The sequence below is a fragment of the Frigoribacterium sp. SL97 genome (genome assembly GCF_026625765.1).
Classification (GTDB): domain Bacteria; phylum Actinomycetota; class Actinomycetes; order Actinomycetales; family Microbacteriaceae; genus Frigoribacterium.
In genome coordinates, this window is record NZ_CP113062.1 from 3,351,773 (window position 1) to 3,368,832 (window position 17,060).

General features: G+C 72.1%; 12 protein-coding genes. 3 read left to right on the plus strand and 9 right to left on the minus strand.

Going from position 1 to position 17,060, the window contains the following annotated elements; all coding sequences use genetic code 11:
- Positions 1-10: 10 nt before the first annotated feature.
- The 6 genes from OVA02_RS16300 to OVA02_RS16325 all read right to left on the minus strand — a co-directional run bounded on the left by OVA02_RS16300 (position 11) and on the right by OVA02_RS16325 (position 8,120).
- Positions 11-3,016: a glycoside hydrolase family 2 TIM barrel-domain containing protein gene (locus tag OVA02_RS16300; protein WP_267658819.1), complete on the minus strand. Its 3,006-nt coding sequence runs from the start codon at positions 3,014-3,016 to the stop codon at positions 11-13.
- Positions 3,017-3,086: 70 nt separating this feature from the next.
- Positions 3,087-3,842 (minus strand): glucosamine-6-phosphate deaminase, encoded by a 756-nt coding sequence (locus tag OVA02_RS16305; protein ID WP_056046897.1) that lies wholly within the window; start codon positions 3,840-3,842, stop codon positions 3,087-3,089.
- On the minus strand, positions 3,839-4,765 hold the full coding sequence (locus OVA02_RS16310) for a carbohydrate ABC transporter permease (RefSeq protein WP_082460355.1): 927 nt from the start codon (positions 4,763-4,765) through the stop codon (positions 3,839-3,841). Before OVA02_RS16310 ends, OVA02_RS16305 begins: the two co-directional genes overlap by 4 nt.
- The gene (locus OVA02_RS16315; protein ID WP_056046899.1) at positions 4,762-5,754 is read right to left on the minus strand and encodes a carbohydrate ABC transporter permease; all 993 of its coding nucleotides are present in this window, start codon (positions 5,752-5,754) and stop codon (positions 4,762-4,764) included. The genes OVA02_RS16310 and OVA02_RS16315 overlap by 4 nt, the downstream gene beginning before the upstream one ends.
- On the minus strand, positions 5,754-7,025 hold the full coding sequence (locus tag OVA02_RS16320; protein ID WP_267658820.1) for an ABC transporter substrate-binding protein: 1,272 nt from the start codon (positions 7,023-7,025) through the stop codon (positions 5,754-5,756). Before OVA02_RS16320 ends, OVA02_RS16315 begins: the two co-directional genes overlap by 1 nt.
- A gap of 63 nt (positions 7,026-7,088) precedes the next feature.
- Positions 7,089-8,120: a carbohydrate kinase family protein gene (locus OVA02_RS16325; RefSeq protein WP_267658821.1), complete on the minus strand. Its 1,032-nt coding sequence runs from the start codon at positions 8,118-8,120 to the stop codon at positions 7,089-7,091.
- Positions 8,121-8,254: 134 nt separating this feature from the next.
- Between OVA02_RS16325 and OVA02_RS16330 the strand changes: the two genes are divergently transcribed.
- From OVA02_RS16330 to OVA02_RS16340, 3 genes are all read left to right on the plus strand, one after another.
- A complete protein-coding gene (locus OVA02_RS16330) occupies positions 8,255-9,001 on the plus strand; it encodes a DeoR/GlpR family DNA-binding transcription regulator (RefSeq protein ID WP_199859672.1) in 747 nt (248 codons plus the stop codon).
- Positions 8,998-10,353: a 6-phospho-beta-glucosidase gene (locus OVA02_RS16335; RefSeq protein ID WP_056046903.1), complete on the plus strand. Its 1,356-nt coding sequence runs from the start codon at positions 8,998-9,000 to the stop codon at positions 10,351-10,353. The genes OVA02_RS16330 and OVA02_RS16335 overlap by 4 nt, the downstream gene beginning before the upstream one ends.
- A gap of 104 nt (positions 10,354-10,457) precedes the next feature.
- Entirely contained in the window at positions 10,458-13,679 is a 3,222-nt protein-coding gene (locus OVA02_RS16340; RefSeq protein ID WP_267658822.1) for an alpha-mannosidase, read from the plus strand.
- A 196-nt stretch (positions 13,680-13,875) separates the two neighbouring features.
- Here the strand turns inward: OVA02_RS16340 and OVA02_RS16345 are convergent, their stop codons facing one another.
- From OVA02_RS16345 to OVA02_RS16355, 3 genes are read right to left on the minus strand one after another with little or no spacing between them, the layout of a single operon-like run.
- Positions 13,876-14,652, minus strand: coding sequence for a DeoR/GlpR family DNA-binding transcription regulator (locus OVA02_RS16345; RefSeq protein ID WP_267658823.1), 777 nt, complete (start codon positions 14,650-14,652; stop codon positions 13,876-13,878).
- Between the two features lie 48 nt (positions 14,653-14,700).
- Complete coding sequence (gene pdxA, locus OVA02_RS16350) at positions 14,701-15,744, minus strand: 4-hydroxythreonine-4-phosphate dehydrogenase PdxA (RefSeq protein ID WP_200413649.1); 1,044 nt, start codon at positions 15,742-15,744, stop codon at positions 14,701-14,703.
- A complete protein-coding gene (locus tag OVA02_RS16355) occupies positions 15,741-17,054 on the minus strand; it encodes a four-carbon acid sugar kinase family protein (protein WP_267658824.1) in 1,314 nt (437 codons plus the stop codon). The genes pdxA and OVA02_RS16355 overlap by 4 nt, the downstream gene beginning before the upstream one ends.
- Positions 17,055-17,060 lie beyond the last annotated feature (6 nt).

Below are 17,060 nucleotides of genomic sequence, written 5' to 3' on the forward strand. Positions count from 1 at the left end.
CACCGACGGGTCAGGCGAGCACGACCTCCCAGGCGCGAGCGGAGGGCCACAGGGCATGACGGGGCAACACGTCGGGACCGCAGGCCCGCGAGCCGAGTCCGTGCTGCGCGTCGTCGAGGTAGAGGTGCAGCGCCGTGGGCTCGGGCAACTCGTGGGGGTGCGCGGCGAGGGCGACCTGCTGTGCCGTGTGCCTCGCGAGCTGGAACCCGCACCGGTGCCCCGCTCCGTCGGGCACGGTCGTCACCGACAGCACCGGGCCCCCCGCCGACGCAGCGACGCCACCCGGACCCCCGAGCGTCAGCGACCGCAACCCGGGGCGGTGCCCGGTCTCCTGCGGCCGGGCGTACTCGACCGAGAGCCCGTCGACGCTCGACGTGAACCGGCCCACCCGGGCGGCCGCCGCGCTGTCCGCGTACGACTCGGCGGGCCCGGTGCCGAGCCAGTCGACCGGCGACGACGCGAGCGACAGCGGCAGGTCGAACCGGGCGCCGACGCGCGGCCAGGTGCAGTCCCACGGCCCGAACGGCACGGCCTCGGTGCGCAGCAGCACGCCGTCGGCGGTCGCCGTCCAGCGGAAGGTGACGTCGACGCCGGTGCCGGTGTGCGCGGCGGACACCCGCACGCGCTGCTCGAGCCCGTGGTCGGACCGGCACACCGACAGCACCCGGTGCACGAGCCGGTGCAGGCCGCGCTCGACCCAGCGCTCGGCCGAGGGCGGGGTCTCCTCGGCCCCGCGACCGTGGGTCAGTTCGGGTTCGGCGAGCTCGTACGAGCCCTGGCCGGCCCCGCGGTCGTTGTCGGTCGGTGCCCGCCACAGTTCGAGGCGGGGCCCCGCCACGGGCAGCCCGTGCCACGAGGTCAGGGCGCCCCGGGCGTCGAAGGTGAGCGCACCGAGCGTGTCACCGCTCCAGGCCCCGGAGGCGCGGGTGCGGGCCGCCGGGCGACTCGCCACGAGCGCCTGGTCGCGCCCGAGCACGTGGCCGGCCCCGGCCCAGCGCAGGTCGTGACGCGTCACCGCCGTGACGGTGAGGTGGGCCTCACGGACGGTGGCGGCGTCGCCTGCCGCGCGCGCCTCCTCGGGGACCTCGACCGTCGCGGTCGACTGCGCGGTCAGCGACGGCACGTCGAGCACGCCCGAGGCGATGACGTGACCGTCGTGCTCGAGCTGCCAGCGCACCTCGACGTCGTCGGTCGACGCGGTGTGCCGTCGGTTCTCGACGGTGACCAGTCGGGCCGCGTCGAGCAGACGCACGCGGACCGGAGTGATCACGGCGGCGAACTCGGCGAGGGCCGGGGTGGGCGTGCCGTCCGAGAGCAGCAGGCCGTCCATGACGAACTGACCGTCGTGCACGACCTCGCCGAAATCGCCGCCGTAGGCGAAGTACGGCGTGCCGTCGGGGGTGCGGGTGGCGATGCCGTGGTCGCGCCACTCCCAGACGAAGCCTCCGTGCAGGCTTGGCCAGCGGTCGACGGCCGCCTCGTAGTCGGCGAACGAGCCCGGGCCGTTGCCCATCGCGTGGCCGTACTCGCAGAGCACGAAGGGCTTCTGCCGCTGCCGGGCACCCTGGGCGCCCTCGGTCTCGTGGATCGTCGTGGCCGGTTCGCCGCAGACCGACGCGATCTCTTCGAGGGTCGGGTACATGCGCGAGTAGACGTCGGTGTACTCGCCGGCCAGGTCGCCCTCGTAGTGCACCGGTCGGGTGGCGTCGCGCCCGTGCAGCCAGGTCGCCATGGCGGCGAGGTTGCGCCCCGTGCCCGACTCGTTGCCGAGCGACCACATCACGATGCTCGGGTGGTTCTTGTCGCGTTCGACCGTGCGGGCGATCCGGTCGAGGTAGGCATCGCACCAGGCGGGTTCGTCGCTGGGGTTGCCGCGCCACTCGACGTCCCAGAAGCCGTGGGTCTCGAGGTCGCACTCGAGCACGACCCAGAAGCCGTACTCGTCCGCCAGGTCGAGGAGTCGCGGGTGCGGCGGGTAGTGCGCGGTGCGGATCGCGTTCACGTGGGCCCGCTTCATCAGCTCGAGGTCGGCACGCGCCTCGGCCTCGTCGAACACGCGTCCTCGCACCGGGTGGGACTCGTGGCGGTTGACGCCCCGGAAGGTCACGCGGCGGCCGTTGACCTCGAACGAGTCGCCCACGATGCGCACCGTGCGGAACCCCACCCGCAACGAGACGGTCTCGCCCGGCGAGGCGACGGTCGCGTCGTAGAGGCGCGGCACCTCGGCGCTCCACGGCTCGACCGCGGGCAGGTCGACGGGAGCCACGTCGGCCGGGGTCGCCCAGGTGACGTCGACGCCCAGTGCCGGCACGCGCAAGGTCACGGGGAACGCGCCGACCACGTCGAGGTCGAGCCGGCCCGCCCCGGTGGCGTGGTCGTACGACGCCCGCAGGTCGACGTCGTCGAGGGCCGCGGCGGGGCGCGACTGCAGGGTGACGCTGCGGAAGATGCCGGGCATCCACCACTGGTCCTGGTCCTCGAGGTAGCTGGCCGCCGACCACTGGTTCACCCGGACCGCGAGGGCGTTGGCCCCCTCGACCAGCGCGTCGGTCACGTCGAACTCGGTGGCGAGGCGGCTGCCCGTCGTCCAGCCGAGCTCGACGCCGTTCAGCCACACGGTCGCGAGGCCGTCGACGCCGTCGAACCGCAGCACGACGCGCGCGCCACTCCGGAACGACGCCGGCACGACGAGCGTGCGTCGGTACTCTCCGGTCGGGTTCTCGTCGGGCACGTGCGGCGGATCGATAGGGAACGGGTACTGCAGGTTCGTGTAGATCGGCGACCCGTGCCCGTGCAGCACCCAGTGCGAGGGCACCGGCAGCTCATCCCAGTCGGCGTCGTCGAGTTCGGGGTCGGCGACCTCGGGGACCCGTGCCTCGTCGTCGAGGGGAGCCTCGGGCAGCAGTCGGAACCGCCACGGCCCGTCGAGCGAATGGGTCGGGGCGTCGCTGTGCAGCCACGAGCGGGGGGCAAGCCGTGAGGCGGAACCGGGGGCGACGTCGTCGAGGTGGGTCATGGTGCTCTCTGTGGTGGGGGCGGTCGCAGGAGGCGCGGGGGGCGGGAGGCGCGCGGGAGGCGCGGGGCGGTCAGACCGCGCCCAACGCCTCCCGGTCCGCGACGATCGTGACACGCGGGTGGCGCCGCAGCAGCGAGGCGGGCACCGACTCGGTCACCGGGCCCTGCAGGGCCGCGGCGAGCGCCGCGGCCTTCGCGCGACCGCGCGCGACCAGCAGCACCTGCCGCGCAGCCATGATCGTCCCGAGCCCCTGCGTGATCGCGTGCGACGGCACGGCCCGGGCGTCGCCACCGAAGTAGCGGGCGTTGTCGAGGCGGGTACGGTCGGCCAGTTCGACGACGCGGCTGCGGCCGTCGAACGGCGAACCGGGCTCGTTGAAGCCCAGGTGGCCGTTGGCCCCGATGCCGACGATCTGCAGCCCGACTCCGCCGAGCTCGACGATGCGCCTCTCGTGCGCGTCGGCGGCGAGGGTCGCGTCGACGGGGTCGGGGCACGACCCGTCGGGCACGACGACCCGGTCGTCGTCGACGCCGAGCGGCCTCGCGATGCGGTCACGCACGAACGTACGGTAGCTCTCGGGGTGGTGGGCCTCGAGCCCCACGTACTCGTCGAGCGCGACGAGGGTCAGGCCGCAGGTGCGCAGGCCGTCCTGTCGGCGCAGCACGAGCTCGGCGTAGAGCGGCTCGGGTGACGAGCCGGTCGCCACGCCGAGCACGCCATGGGGTTCGGCCCGCACGAAGGCGGCGACGACGTCGGCCGCGTGCTGGCCGATCTCGTGGGCCCCCGAGGCCGCGACGACCTCGGGGCCGACGACGGCCTCGGTCACTTCAGCGCCCCCTTCGCGATGTCACCGATGAACTGCTTGGCACCGATGAGGAACACGATGATCAGGGGCAGGACGGCGAGCAGGGCCCCCGCCATGACCATGCCGTAGTCCTTGCCGTGGGCGCTGTTCAGCTGGCTCATCGCGACCTGCAGCGTCAGCGTGCCCGGGTCGTTCAGCACGATCAGGGGCCAGAGGTAGTCGTTCCACGAGGCGATGAAGGTGAAGACGCCCAAGAAGCCGAGGCCCGGGCGGATCAGCGGGATGCAGACCGTGAGGTACTGACGGAAGAACCCGGCGCCGTCGATCTTGGCGGCGTCGATCAGTTCGTCGGGCACGGCCGACACGATGTACTGGCGCAGCCAGAAGATGCCGAAGGCGTTGGCCGCGGCGGGCACGATCAGGGCCTGCAGCTGACCGACCCACCCGAGGTTGATCATCGTGATGAACTGCGGGATCACGCTGAGTTGAGCGGGCAGCATGAAGGTGACGAGCAACAGGGTGAAGAGCAGTTTGCGGCCCGGGAACGAGAACTTCGCGAAGGTGAACGCCGCGATCGAGTCGAAGAACAGCACGAGTGCCGTGACCGAGACGGCGACGATCACCGTGTTGAGCAACGAGCCACCGAAGTCGATGGTCTCGAACACCGCGCGGATGTTGTCGAACAGGTGCGTGCCGGGCACGAGCACGGGCGGCGACTTGTAGATGTCGCTCGTCGTGTTGCTCGCCATGACCACGAGCCAGTACAACGGGAACAGCGAGACGACGGCTCCGGCGGCGAGCAGGCCGTGCAGCACGGCTCGCGAGGTCGGCACCTTCGCGCCGCGCCCGGCGGCCCGGCCACGACGCTGCTTCGGATCGTCGTCCGCCGTGGCGTCGACGACCTCGGCGGTCACGCCGCGGGCGGCGTTCACGATCGTGCTCATCGCGCGACCACCTCCTCGCGCGGGGAGACGGGATCGACGTCCACGGGTTTCTCCTTCTTGCCCGATCCGAGCCGCCAGTTGATGATCACGAAGATCACGACGAGCAGGAACACGGCCCAGGCGATGGCTGCTCCGTAGCCGAAGCGGTTGTAGTTGAAGGCCTGCTGGTAGAAGTACAGGACCGTCGTGAGACCGGCTTGACCCGCGCCTCCGGAGTTGGGGTTCGTCGTCGACGACGACGCCGTCAGCACCTGCGCTTCGGTGAAGCTCTGCAGGCCGGTGATCGTCGAGACCACCAGCACGAAGAGGATCGTCGGGCGCAGCAGCGGAAGCGTGATCGACCAGAAACTGCGGATCACCCCCGCGCCGTCGAGCTTGGCGGCCTCGTAGACCTCGCCACTGATCGACTGCATGCCGGCCAGGAACAGGATCGCGTTGTAACCGGTCCACTGGTAGGTGATCAGCACGGCGATGGTGACCTGGATCGCCCAGGGGGTCGACAGCCAGGCCACGCCGTCGAAGCCGAGGGCCCGCAGGCCGGCGTTCAGCAGGCCGAAGCTGTCACCGAAGATCGAGCCGAAGAGCACCGCCATCGCGACGACCGAGGTGACGTTCGGCACGAAGAACGCGATGCGGTAGAACGTGCCGAACCGCTTCGCCGAGTTGAGCATGGCCGCCACGATCACGGCGATGACCATCATCGGGAAGGTCGACAGGGCGAAGATGATCAGGGTGTTCTTGATCGACAGCCAGAAGGTCTGGTCGGCGACCAGGGCCCGGAAGTTGTCGAGGCCGACCCATTCGGGCGAGCCGAGGCCGTTCCAGTCCTGGAACGACAGCACCAGCGAGTAGCCCGCGGGGAACAGCCCGAAGATCGCGAAGAGCACGAAGAACGGCGCGATGGCGACGTAGTAGGGCCAGCTCTTGCGCAGCCCCGCCCGGGAGCGCGCGGTGGGGCGCGCTCCCGGGCTCAGCACGGTGGGGATCACTACTCGGCGGCCTTCAGGGCGGCCTCGCCGGCCGAGACGGCGTCGTTCCAGGCCTGGTCGGGGTCCTTGCCGAGCGACTGCACGTTCTGCAGCTCGGTCATGTAGGGCGCCGCGACCTGGTTCTCGAACGGGCTGGTGTACGCGGTGGGCATGTCGGCGGCGGCCTGCGCGAAGACCTCGACGGTCGACTGACCGCCGAAGAACTCGTCGCCCGCGGTCAGCTCGGGGGCCGAGTAGGCGGCCGTGGCCGACGGGAAGATGCCCTTGTCCTGGTAGGCGACGATCTGGTTCTGCTCGCTCAGGATGTCCTTGATCACGGCGAATGCGGCCTCGGGGTCGTCGGTGCCCTCGGGGATCGTCAAGAACGACCCTCCGATGTTGGCGGGGCCGCCGGGCATCGGTGCGACGCGCCAGTCGCCCGAGGTGTCGGCCGTGGCGCTCTTGATGTCGGCCTGGTACCAGGCGGCACCGAGCAGCGTCGGCAGCGAGCCACCGGTGATGGCGGCGGCCCAGTCGGGGCTGCCGTCGGTGAGCCCGGCGGTCAGGCCCTTCTCCTTGGCCTCGACCGCACGGTCCCAGGCCGCCTTGATCTCGTCGCCGTCGCCGGTGAACTCGCCCTCCTCGTTCACGAAGCGGGCGCTGCCCTGACCGATCGACTTGGTGAACACGTCGCCCATGTCGACCTCGAGGCTCGCCCCCGTCGCCGCCTTGAGCTTCTCGCCGAAGGCGAAGTAGTCGTCCCAGGTCGAGGTCGCCGCGGCGACGTCAGCGGGCTCGGAGGGCAGACCGGCCGCGGCGAGCACGTCGGCCCGGTAGTAGAGGGCGGTGGGGCCGATGTCGATCGGGATGCCGATCAGCTTGCCGTCGGCGGTCGTCGCCTCGGCGAGCTTCCAGGCCGGGAACTGGTCGACGATGTCCTTGGCACCGAGGTCGTTCAGGTCGGTGAAGAGGTCGGATTCGCTGAGGAAGTACGGCATGTCCTCACCTTTGACGCCGCTGACGGCGGGCAGGCCGGTGCGTCCGGTGAAGGTGGTGACGAGCTTCTGCTTGAAGTCGCCGCCGATCGTCGACACCTTGATCGGCGTCGTCTCGTCCACGCTGCTCAACACCTTGTCGCTCAGGCCGTCGGGCCAGATCCAGACGTCGGTCTCTCCGGAGGCGTTCGCACCCCCGCCCGAACCGGCGCACGAGGCGAGCAGGGGGGTGACGAGGGCGAGCGCGGCGACGGTGCCGGCGATCTTGCCGACGAGGCGTCGGGTGGGGAGTGCCATGGGGTCTCTCAATCGGTTGGGGGGAAGCCGAAGTGGGGCGGGGGGACGAGCAGGAGGTACGGGTCAGCGGAACAGCGTCGTGCTGCTCTCGCCCTGGTCGTGGAGGGCCTCGAGCACGAAGTCGTAGCGGCCGGGTTCGGCCGCCGTCGGATGGGCACCGAGCCAGTCGGCGAGTTCGTCGAGCCGAGGGGCGCCCGAGGCGCCACCCGGTCGCGAGACGGTGACGCCGGCCACGAGGCAGGCGAAGTCGACGCGCTGCAACAGCGACCAGTCGGACCGCGAGCCGGCCACGGCCAGCGCGGCACCGAACACGTCGCCCGCCCCGGTGGCGTCGACGGCGTGCACCCGCACGGGTGGACGGACCACCTCGTCACCACTGGCGGAGTCGACGGCGACGACGCCGGCCGAGCCCGAGGTCACGACGCTCAGCGGCACGCGGTCGCCGAGGCGGCGTGCGGCGTCGATCGCCGAGTCGGTGCCGGTGTAGGCCATGGCCTCGAGGTGGTTCGGCATGAACGCGTGGCAGTCGTCGAGCTGCTCGAGCAGGGAAGGGTCCCAGCGTTCGGACGGGTCCCATCCGACGTCGGCGAAGACGCGGGTGCCCTGGGCGGTGGCCCGCGCGGTCCAGGTGCTGCGCGCCTCCTCGAGGTGCACGAGGGCGACGGCGGCGGCGGGCAGGACGTCGGGCAGCAGGGCGTCCGACCCGATCGGAGCGGGCGTGCCGCCGGTGACCAGCGCGCGGTCGTCGCCGTAGCCGAGGGACGCGGTGACGGGCAGGGCCCAGCCGGGCACGGTGACGAGGTACGACAGGTCGATGCCCTCGGCAGCCAAGGAGGCGCGGGTCATGGTCGAGAACGTGTCGCCGCCCACGGCGGCAGCGATCGAGGTGGGGACACCGAGGCGAGCGCCCACCAGGGCGAAGTTGGCGATGCCGCCGGGGCCGGCCCCGAACGACGAGGTCCAGACCTCGTGACCGAGCACGGGCGCACCGGGCAGGTCACCGAACACCACGTCGGCGAACAGCTGCCCCACGACGAGCATGCCGGCGAGGGCGTCGCTCTCGGCGGGTGGGGCGGTGCGGGGTGCGGTCTGCACGGGGTCCTCCTCGGGTCAGATCGGCGTCGGCGTCGACCTGCTGAGACGTTTCTAGCCCATGTGCGCACAAATGTGAATGATTTTGTTTGTTACAAGATTGTTTCTGCTCGAAATTGCGCGCTACTGTTCAGACTATGAAAGACGTCCGAGACATCGTGATCCTCGATCGGCTGCGCTCCGAGCGGGCGGCGACGGTCACCGACCTGGCCCTCGCCACCAGCACGAGCGAGGCCACGATCCGCCGCGACCTGCAGCGCCTCGACGAGGCGGGGGTGCTGAGACGGACCCACGGCGGCGCCGTGCTCGTCGAGGCGGATGCCCCCTTCGCCGAGGTCGAGCAGGTCAATCGCCGCGCGAAAGAGCGCATCGCCGCGGCGGCGGCATCCCAGGTGGCCGACGGTCAGTCGGTCGTGCTCGACATCGGCACCACGACCCTGCACGTCGCCGAACACCTTCGGGGTCGCGACGTCACGGTGATCACGGCGAGCATCGCGGTCTTCGATCTGCTGCGCGACGACCGTGCCGTCCAGCTCATCCTGCTGCCGGGCGACTGGGACCCGGTCTACCGGTCCGTCTCGGGCCCGCTGACGGCCGAGAGCCTGCGACTACTGCACGCCGACCACGCCTTCATGGGCGTCAGTGGCATCGCCGACAACGGCGACCTCCGCGACACGACCATGAGCCAGGTGCCGATCAAGCGCGCCATGGCCGAGGTGAGCGACCGGGCCACGGTGCTCGCGGACTCGAGCAAGTTCCCGGGCACCGGCGCCGGCCGCGTCGCCCCCAGCGCGTCGTTGACGCAGCTGATCACCGAATCGACGCCGCACGAGAACGTCTCGGCTGCGCTGGCACGCAAGGGAGTGACGGTGACCGTCGCATGAAGCTGACCATCCTGGGCGGGGGCGGCTTCCGCGTCCCGCTCGTCTACTCGGCGCTGCTGCGCGACCACGCCGAGGGCCGGGTCACCTCGGTGGCCCTGTACGACACCGACGCGATCAGACTCTCGGCCGTCGCCCGCGTGCTGCGAGAGCAGGCACTCGAGCACCTCGACGCGCCCGTGGTCTCGCTGCACACCGACCTCGACGACGCCCTGCGCGGAGCCGACTTCGTCTTCTCGGCGATCCGGGTCGGCGGCATGGCCGGTCGCTCCTGCGACGAACGGATCGGTCTGTCGCACGGCGTGATCGGTCAAGAGACCGTGGGCTACGGCGGCATCTCGTACGCCCTGCGCACCCTGCCCGTCGTGATGGACCTCGCCGTCCGCGTCAAGGCCCTGGCCCCCGACGCCTTCGTGATCAACTTCACCAACCCGGCCGGCGTCGTGACCGAGGCGATGTCGCGCGTGCTCGGCGACCGGGTGATCGGCATCTGCGACAGCCCCATCGGCCTCGCGCGCCGCGTGCTCGGAGCCCTCGACGTGCGCGTGCCCGACGACGCCTTCGACAGCGTCACCATCGACTACGCGGGCCTCAACCACCTGGGCTGGCTGCGCGGACTGACCGTCGACGGCGTCGACGTGCTGCCCCGGCTCTTCGAGCAGCCGGAGCGCATCGAGACCTTCGAGGAAGGCAAGCTGTTCGGTGCCGACTGGGTCACCGAACTGGGCGCCGTGCCCAACGAGTACCTGCACTACTACTACTTCACCCGCGACGTGCTGCACGCCGACCAGCTGGCCGTGCAGACCCGCGGTGGTTACCTCGTCGACCAACAGGCCCGCTTCTACGACGAACTCGCCGAGGGCGACGGCTCGGCCCTCGCCCTCTGGGAACGCACCCGACTCGAACGCGAGACGACCTACATGGCGACCAACCGGCAGTCCGCAGGCATGGGCGACCGCGACCAGGACGACCTCGTCTCGGGCGGCTACGAGCACGTCGCGCTGGCCCTGATGCGCGGCATCGCCTACGACCAGAGCGCCCGACTCATCCTCAACGTGCGGAACGGCGGCACCTTGCCCGAACTCGACGCGGACGCCGTCGTCGAGGTGCCCTGCGTCGTCGACGCGAGCGGCGCCCACCCCGTCGTGGGCACCTCGCTGCCCGACTTCGGCGTCGGCCTCGTTACGAACGCGAAGTACGTCGAGCGCCAGACGATCGAGGCCGGCGTCGACGGCTCGAAGGCGGCCGCCGTGCGCGCCCTCGCGCACCACCCGCTGGTCGACTCGGTCACCGTCGCCCGCTCGCTGCTCGGCGACGCGATGGCGAGCTTCCCCGGGCTCGACTACCTGCGCTGAGGCGCGACCCCGCAGGGCCGGGGCGACCCGCGCCTCCTCGACCTCCCCCCGACCACCCTCTTACCCGGCGACGCCGCCGGGGCCCCACCCCGTGAGGACCCACCGTGCACCAGAACCAGAAACTCGTCGAAGAGCGCATCGAGCGCGTGCTGAACGAGCGCATCACCCCCGCCGTCCACTCGGCGACCACCCCGGTCACCCTGCGCGCCTGGCAGGTGCCCGACGAACCGGTGCCGGTCGCCGAGGCCCTGGTCCAGACGTACGACCCCTTCGAGATCGGCCAGCCGTGGGGACGCGCCTGGTCGACCTGGTGGTTCGAAGTCCTCGGCGAGGTCCCTGCCGACTGGGCCGGGCACACGGTCGAGCTCGTGCTCGACCCCGGGTTCATCGGCGACTGGCCGGGCAACCAGGCCGAGTGCCTGGTGCACACCCCGGACGGCGTGCCGATCAAGGGCATCCACCCGCGCAACACCTACGTGCGCCTGCACGACGAGGCCGCCGGGGGCGAAGCCGTGCACTTCTTCGTCGAGGCCGCCGGGAACCCCGACATCTTGGTGAACGAGTTCGTTCCGACCGCCTACGGCGAGAAGTCGACCGCGCCGACGGAGCCGATCTACCGGTTCCGCACCGCGCAGCTGGCCGTCTTCGAGCACGAGGTCTGGGGCCTGCGCTTCGACGTCGAGGTGCTCTACCAGATGATGAAGGAGCTGCACCAGGACGACCCGCGTCGCCACGAGGTGCTGCGAGCCCTCGAACGCTCGCTCGACGTGCTGCGCCTCGACGACATCGTCGGCACCGCGGCAGCCGCCCGCGAGGTGCTCGCCCCGGTGCTCGCGAGCCCGGCCGTCCCGAGCGCCCACACCCTGAGCGGCATCGGCCACGCGCACATCGACAGCGCCTGGCTCTGGCCGATCCGCGAGACCAAACGCAAGACGGCCCGCACCTTCTCGAACGTGCTGACGCTGGCGAAGCAGTATCCCGACTTCCGCTTCGCCTGCTCGTCGGCGCAGCAGTACCAGTGGGTGAAAGAGAACTACCCGACCGTCTTCGAGGGCATCAAGCAGGCCATCGCCGACGGAACCTGGTACCCCGTCGGCTCGCAGTGGATCGAACCCGACGGCAACCTGCCGGGCGGCGAGGCCATGGTGCGTCAGATCACCCACGGCCTGCGCTTCTTCGCCGACGAGCTCGGCGTCGAGACGCACGGCGTCTGGCTGCCCGACTCGTTCGGCTACACGGCGTCGTTCCCGCAGATCGCCAAGCTGGCGGGCCTCGAGTGGTTCCTCACCCAGAAGCTGTCGTGGAACCAGACCAACACGTTCCCGCACCACACCTTCTGGTGGGAGGGCATCGACGGTTCGCGGGTCTTCACCCACTTCCCGCCGATCGACACCTACAACTCGACCCTCGAGGCCGAAGAGCTGCACCATGCGGTGCGGCAGTTCCGAGAGAAGGGCGCCGCCACGCGCTCGCTCGTCCCCTTCGGCTACGGCGACGGAGGCGGTGGCCCGATCCGCGAGATGATGGAACGCCAGCGTCGGGTGAAGGACCTCGAGGGTTCGCCCCGGGTCGAGATCGAGCACCCCGACGAGTTCTTCGCCAAGGCCCGTGCCGAGTACGAGGACGCCCCCGTCTGGGTCGGCGAGCTCTACCTCGAGCTGCACCGCGGCACGTTCACCTCGCACGCCCGTGAGAAACGCGGCAACCGCGAGGCCGAGCACCGCCTCCGCGAGGCCGAGCTGTGGTGGACCACCGCGGCCGTCCGCACCGGTGCCGCCTACCCGTACGCCGCCCTCGACCGCCTCTGGAAGCTCACGCTGCTGCAGCAGTTCCACGACATCCTTCCGGGCTCGTCGATCGCCTGGGTGCACCGCGAGAACGAGGACGACTACCGCCGCAGCCTCGCCGAGCTCGACCTGCTGATCGAGGAGGCGCTGGTCGCCGTGGCCTCGCCCGGCAGCGTCGTCAACGCGGCCGGTCACGACCGCGTTGCCCTGGTCGAGGACGCCTCGGGTGTCGCCGCCGCCCTGGTCGCGGTGCCCGGCTCGGGCGTCGCGCCGCTGGTCGCCGTGGACGCGACCTCGCCGGTGGTGGTGACCCGCGCCTCCTCGAGGGGTGCGACGGTCGAGAACGGGCTCGTGCGCATCGTCGTCGACGAGCGCGGCCTGATCACCTCGATCGTCGACCTGCGGCACGACCGCGAGCTGGTGCCGGCCGGCCGCGCGGCCAACCTGCTGCAGCTGCACGAGGACCTGCCGAACGCGTGGGACGCGTGGGACATCGACGCGCACTACCGCCACAGCCGCACCGACCTGGTCGAGGCCGACGCGGTCGAGATCGTCGAAGAAGGGCCGCTGCGCGTCACGGTGCGCGTCGAGCGCTCGTTCGGCCGCTCGCGGGTCGAGCAGTTCGTCTCGCTCGTGGCCGACGACGCCCGCGTGCACGTCCGCACCGAGCTCGACTGGCGCGAGGACGAGAAGCTGCTCAAGGTGAGCTTCCCGCTCGTGCTGCACGCGCAGCACCACAGCGCCGAGATCCAGTTCGGCCACGTCCGCCGCGCCACCCACACCAACACCTCGTGGGACGACGCCCGGTTCGAGGTGATGGCGCACCGCTGGGTGCACGTCGAGGAGCCCGGCTACGGCGTCGGCCTGACGAACTCGGGCAGCTACGGCCACGACATCACCCGCACCGTGGGCGAGACCGGCGAGGTCGAGACCGAGGTGCGCGTCAGCCTGGTGCGCGCGGCCCGCAGCCCGGACCCCGTGCAGGACATCGGTCACCACCGCTTCGACTACGCGCTCGTGCCGGGTGCGACCATCGACGAGGTCGTCCGCGCGGGGTACGAGCAGAACCTGCCCGTGCGCGTGGTCGGCGCCGGACGCGGCGGGGCGACGTTCGTGCTCGGCGCGGGTGCCGGCAGCACGGCGGGTGCGGGGCACGGCGCGTCGACGACTGCGGAGGTCCCTCCGGCCTCGGACGTCTCGGCCAGCTCGACCACCTCGGCCGCCTCGACGCCGTCGACGTCCTCGGCGGTCGGGGGTCTCGTGTCGCTCTCGGGCGAGCAGGTGCGCATCGAGTCGCTCAAACTGGCCGACGACGAGACGGGCGACGTGGTCGTGCGGCTGTACGAATCGACCGGCGCCCGGGCCGGCACCCGTGTCGACGCCCACTTCGACGTGACCCGCGTGACCGAGGTCGACGTGCTCGAGCGTCCGCTGACCGAGGCCATGCCCAGCGCGCTGCGCTTCGCGCCCGACGCCACCGGGGCCGACCTGACCCTGCGCCCGTTCCAGGTCGTGACACTGCGCCTGCACCGCGCCTGAGTCGCGTCGGGTCGCGACCCGCGCCTCCTTCCCCCTGAACCGGCAGGAGGCGCGGGTCGACCCGGCCGCGGCGGTGCCACCCGACCGACATCGCACCGCCGAATGGACGTCGCACCGCCGAAGTCGGCGGTGCGACGTCCATTCGGCGGTGCGACACGGGCGCTGGCGCGCCGACGGCGGCGCGCGGGCCAGAGGCTCAGCCGGCGGGCGCGACGACCACGTCGACGCCGGCGGCCGCGAACTCGGCCAGCGCCTCGGTCGTGGCGGTGGCGTCGGTCACGAGCGTCCAGCCCTCGGGCAGCGCCGCGCGGGCGCGGAACGTCGCGCGACCGAGCTTCGACCCGTCGGCCAGCACGTAGACGCGCTCGGACTGCCGGCACATCAGCTCTTTGAGCCGGGTCTGCACGAGGTCGGCCTCGACCACGTGGCCCGAGGCGAGCACGCCGTCGGCGCCGAGGAACACCCGGTCGAAGGTCAGGCGCTCGAGGGCGGCCTCGGCCAGCGGCCCGACGAAGCCCTGGCTGGCCGGGCGCAGCGTGCCGCCGAGGCACTCGAGGTGGATGCCGTCCGAGTCGGCGAGCTGTTGGATTACGGCGATCGAGGTGGTGGCGACGGTCGCGACGAGACCCGAGCGCGCCTCCCGGGCGAGGGCCGCGACCGACGAGCCGGCGTCGAACAGCAGCGTCTCGCCGTCGTGGACCAGCGTGCGGGCGTGCCGCGCGATCTCGGCCTTGGCCACCCCGGCCTCGAGGTTGCGCTGACGAAAGGTCGGCTCGGCACCGGGGGCACCGAGCGGCATGGCCCCGCCGTAGGTGCGGGCGATCTCGCCGCGCCGGGTGAGCTCGGCGAGGTCGCGGCGGATGGTCGACGGGGTCACCTCGAAGCGACGACTCAGCTCGTCGACGCTCGCCAGGCCGGTGGTGTGGGCCAGGTCGACGATGTCGCGGCGTCGCTCGCGTGCCGTGGTGCTCATGCGGTGGTGCTCATGCGATGGCCGTCCTGATCGGTGGGGCGGGCGGCGTCACGCCGACGACGCACCGACCCGGGCGGCGTCGGCCGGGCTGGGCGACATCTCGACCGCCTGGCGCAACGCCTCGATCATGCTACCGACGGCCACGACGCCGGTGCCGGCGATGTCGAACGCGGTGCCGTGGTCGACCGAGGTGCGGATCACGGGCAGTCCGACGGTGATGTTGACCCCCGCCTCGATGCCGAGGACCTTCACCGGGCCGTGGCCCTGGTCGTGGTACATCGCCACGATGAGGTCGTAGTCGCCGCGGCCGCCGAGGAAGAACGCGGTGTCGGCCGGCAGCGGCCCGACGGCGCGGATGCCGTCGGCCTGGAGCACCTCGAGGGCCGGGGTGATCTTCTCGGCCTCCTCGCCGTAGCCGAAGAGCCCGTTCTCGCCGGCGTGCGGGTTGATCGCGCAGACGCCGATCCTGGGGTCGTCGACGCCGGCCCGGCGCAGCGCCTCCCAGCCGCGGCGCACGGTGCGCTCGACGAGGCCGGGCTCGATCTTCGCGATGGCGTCGATCAACCCGATGTGGGTCGTCACGTGGATCACCTTGATCTTGGGGGTCGAGAGCATCATCGACACCTCGCCGACGCCCATGAAGTGCGCCAGCAGCTCGGTGTGGCCCGGGAACACGTGACCGGCCTCGTGCAGCGCCGCCTTGTTCAGCGGTGCGGTGCAGATGCCCTGCACGAGACCGGCCATGCCGAGCTCGCACGCGATGCGGATGTACTCGTACGCCGCGTGCCCGGCCTCGGCCGAGACGGCACCCCAGGGCAGGTCGGCCGAGAGCAGGTGCGGGTCGACGACGTTGATGCGGCCGGGGGTGAAGACGGCGTCGGCGGGCCCGTCGACCTCGACGATCTCGGTGTCGACCCCGAGCGCGGCGGCGCCGAGCCGCAGGCGGTGGGCGTCCCCGACGACGACCGGTCTCGCGTCGCGGTAGGCGGCCTCGTCGAGCAGTGCGCCGACGGTGACCTCGGGTCCGACGCCGGCGCCGTCGCCCATGGTGACGGCGATGAACGGCCGCGTGTCGGGGGTCGTCGTGGTCATGGGGTTCTCCGTTTCGTGGGGGCGCCGGACGCTGCCGACGCGGTGAGGACGTGGGGGTCGGCGCCGGCGCGCGTGCGGCGCACCAGGTCGACGAGGTCGGCGAGCACGGTCGGGCCGCCGAAGCTGCCGGGCTTCGTGGCGACGAGCCGGCCGTCGCCCGCGGTGCCCCGCCCGTCGGCCGCGAGGCTGAGGACGGCACCGTGCTCGACCTGCGCGAGCGGCCGCAGGGTGATCGTGGCGAGCCGGTCGAGCACCGCGCGGGCGGTCTCGCCGCCGGTCAGCACGAGGTCGAGCTCGACGTCGGCGCCGATCCGGGCGACGACCTCGGCGAGGGCCGCCGACCCGACGAGCGGGTCGGGCAGGCGCCGGGCGGTCACCGTCAGCACGGCGACGGACGACCGGGACAAGGAGGCGCGGGTCACCTCGACGAGGTCACCCGCGTCGTCCGCCGGGTCGAGCACGTGCACGTCCGCACCGGTCGCGGCGAGCGCGTCGGCGTGGCCCCGGGCCACCTCGGCGGCCGAACCGACCACGACGAGGACGGGCCGCTCGGCCCCGGCCCCGTCGCGGGGCCCGGCCTCGTCGCGGACCCCGGCCTCGTCCGACGCGTAAAGACCAGCCTCCGTGCTCGACGCCGGAGGGACCGCGTCGGCCAGGGCAGCGGCGAGCGCCGCACTGCCCGCGAGGGCGACCGGCCGACGGACTCCGGGAGCGGCGACCAGCCGGAGGACGGCGTCGACCACGGCGGCGAGGTCGTCGTCGGTCTCGGCGTCGACCAGGAGCACCGCTCCCCCGGCGAGGGCCGCGTCGAGGTGCGCCGCGGACGCGTCCGGCCCCGAACGCACCACGTCGAGGCCGACGAGCACCGTCGGCCGATCGACGAGTTCGGCCAGGGTCGAGGGGGCGCCGTGCGGTTCGAGATGCCAGAACGGCGTCTCGGCGAGGGGTCGCCCGTCCACCAGGGGCCGCCCGTGGACGACGGTGCGCCCGAGGGCGGGCAGCGCGCCGGCCACGACGAGGTCGTACCCGCGGGCGGCCAGGGCCTCGAGCTCGGGCCCGACGTGGCCGCGCCACAGGGAGTCGGTCTTCTTGAGCACGAGGGTGCCGGCCGTCAGGGGCAGCGTGTCGATCGCGACCCGCGCCTCCTCGGCGGTGCCGGAGCGGGTGCCGACGTCGACGACCGTGACCGCCGCGGCGGGACCCGCCGGCACGCCGAGCGAGACCACGGTCTCGTGACCGCGCAGCCGGAACTGCTCGGCGGTCTCGGCGGCGCCGGAGAGGTCGTCGGCGATGACGGTGATCGGGCTCATGATGCC

Excerpts from the sequence above, each read along its gene's own strand:
- OVA02_RS16300 (WP_267658819.1), bottom strand. The coding sequence starts at position 3,016 with ATGACCCACCTCGACGACGTCGCCCCCGGTTCCGCCTCACGGCTTGCC.
- OVA02_RS16310 (WP_082460355.1), bottom strand. The coding sequence starts at position 4,765 with ATGAGCACGATCGTGAACGCCGCCCGCGGCGTGACCGCCGAGGTCGTC.
- OVA02_RS16320 (WP_267658820.1), bottom strand. The coding sequence starts at position 7,025 with ATGGCACTCCCCACCCGACGCCTCGTCGGCAAGATCGCCGGCACCGTC.
- OVA02_RS16330 (WP_199859672.1), top strand. The coding sequence starts at position 8,255 with ATGAAAGACGTCCGAGACATCGTGATCCTCGATCGGCTGCGCTCCGAG.
- OVA02_RS16335 (WP_056046903.1), top strand. The coding sequence starts at position 8,998 with ATGAAGCTGACCATCCTGGGCGGGGGCGGCTTCCGCGTCCCGCTCGTC.
- OVA02_RS16345 (WP_267658823.1), bottom strand. The coding sequence starts at position 14,652 with ATGAGCACCACGGCACGCGAGCGACGCCGCGACATCGTCGACCTGGCC.
- pdxA (WP_200413649.1), bottom strand. The coding sequence starts at position 15,744 with ATGACCACGACGACCCCCGACACGCGGCCGTTCATCGCCGTCACCATG.
- OVA02_RS16355 (WP_267658824.1), bottom strand. The coding sequence starts at position 17,054 with ATGAGCCCGATCACCGTCATCGCCGACGACCTCTCCGGCGCCGCCGAG.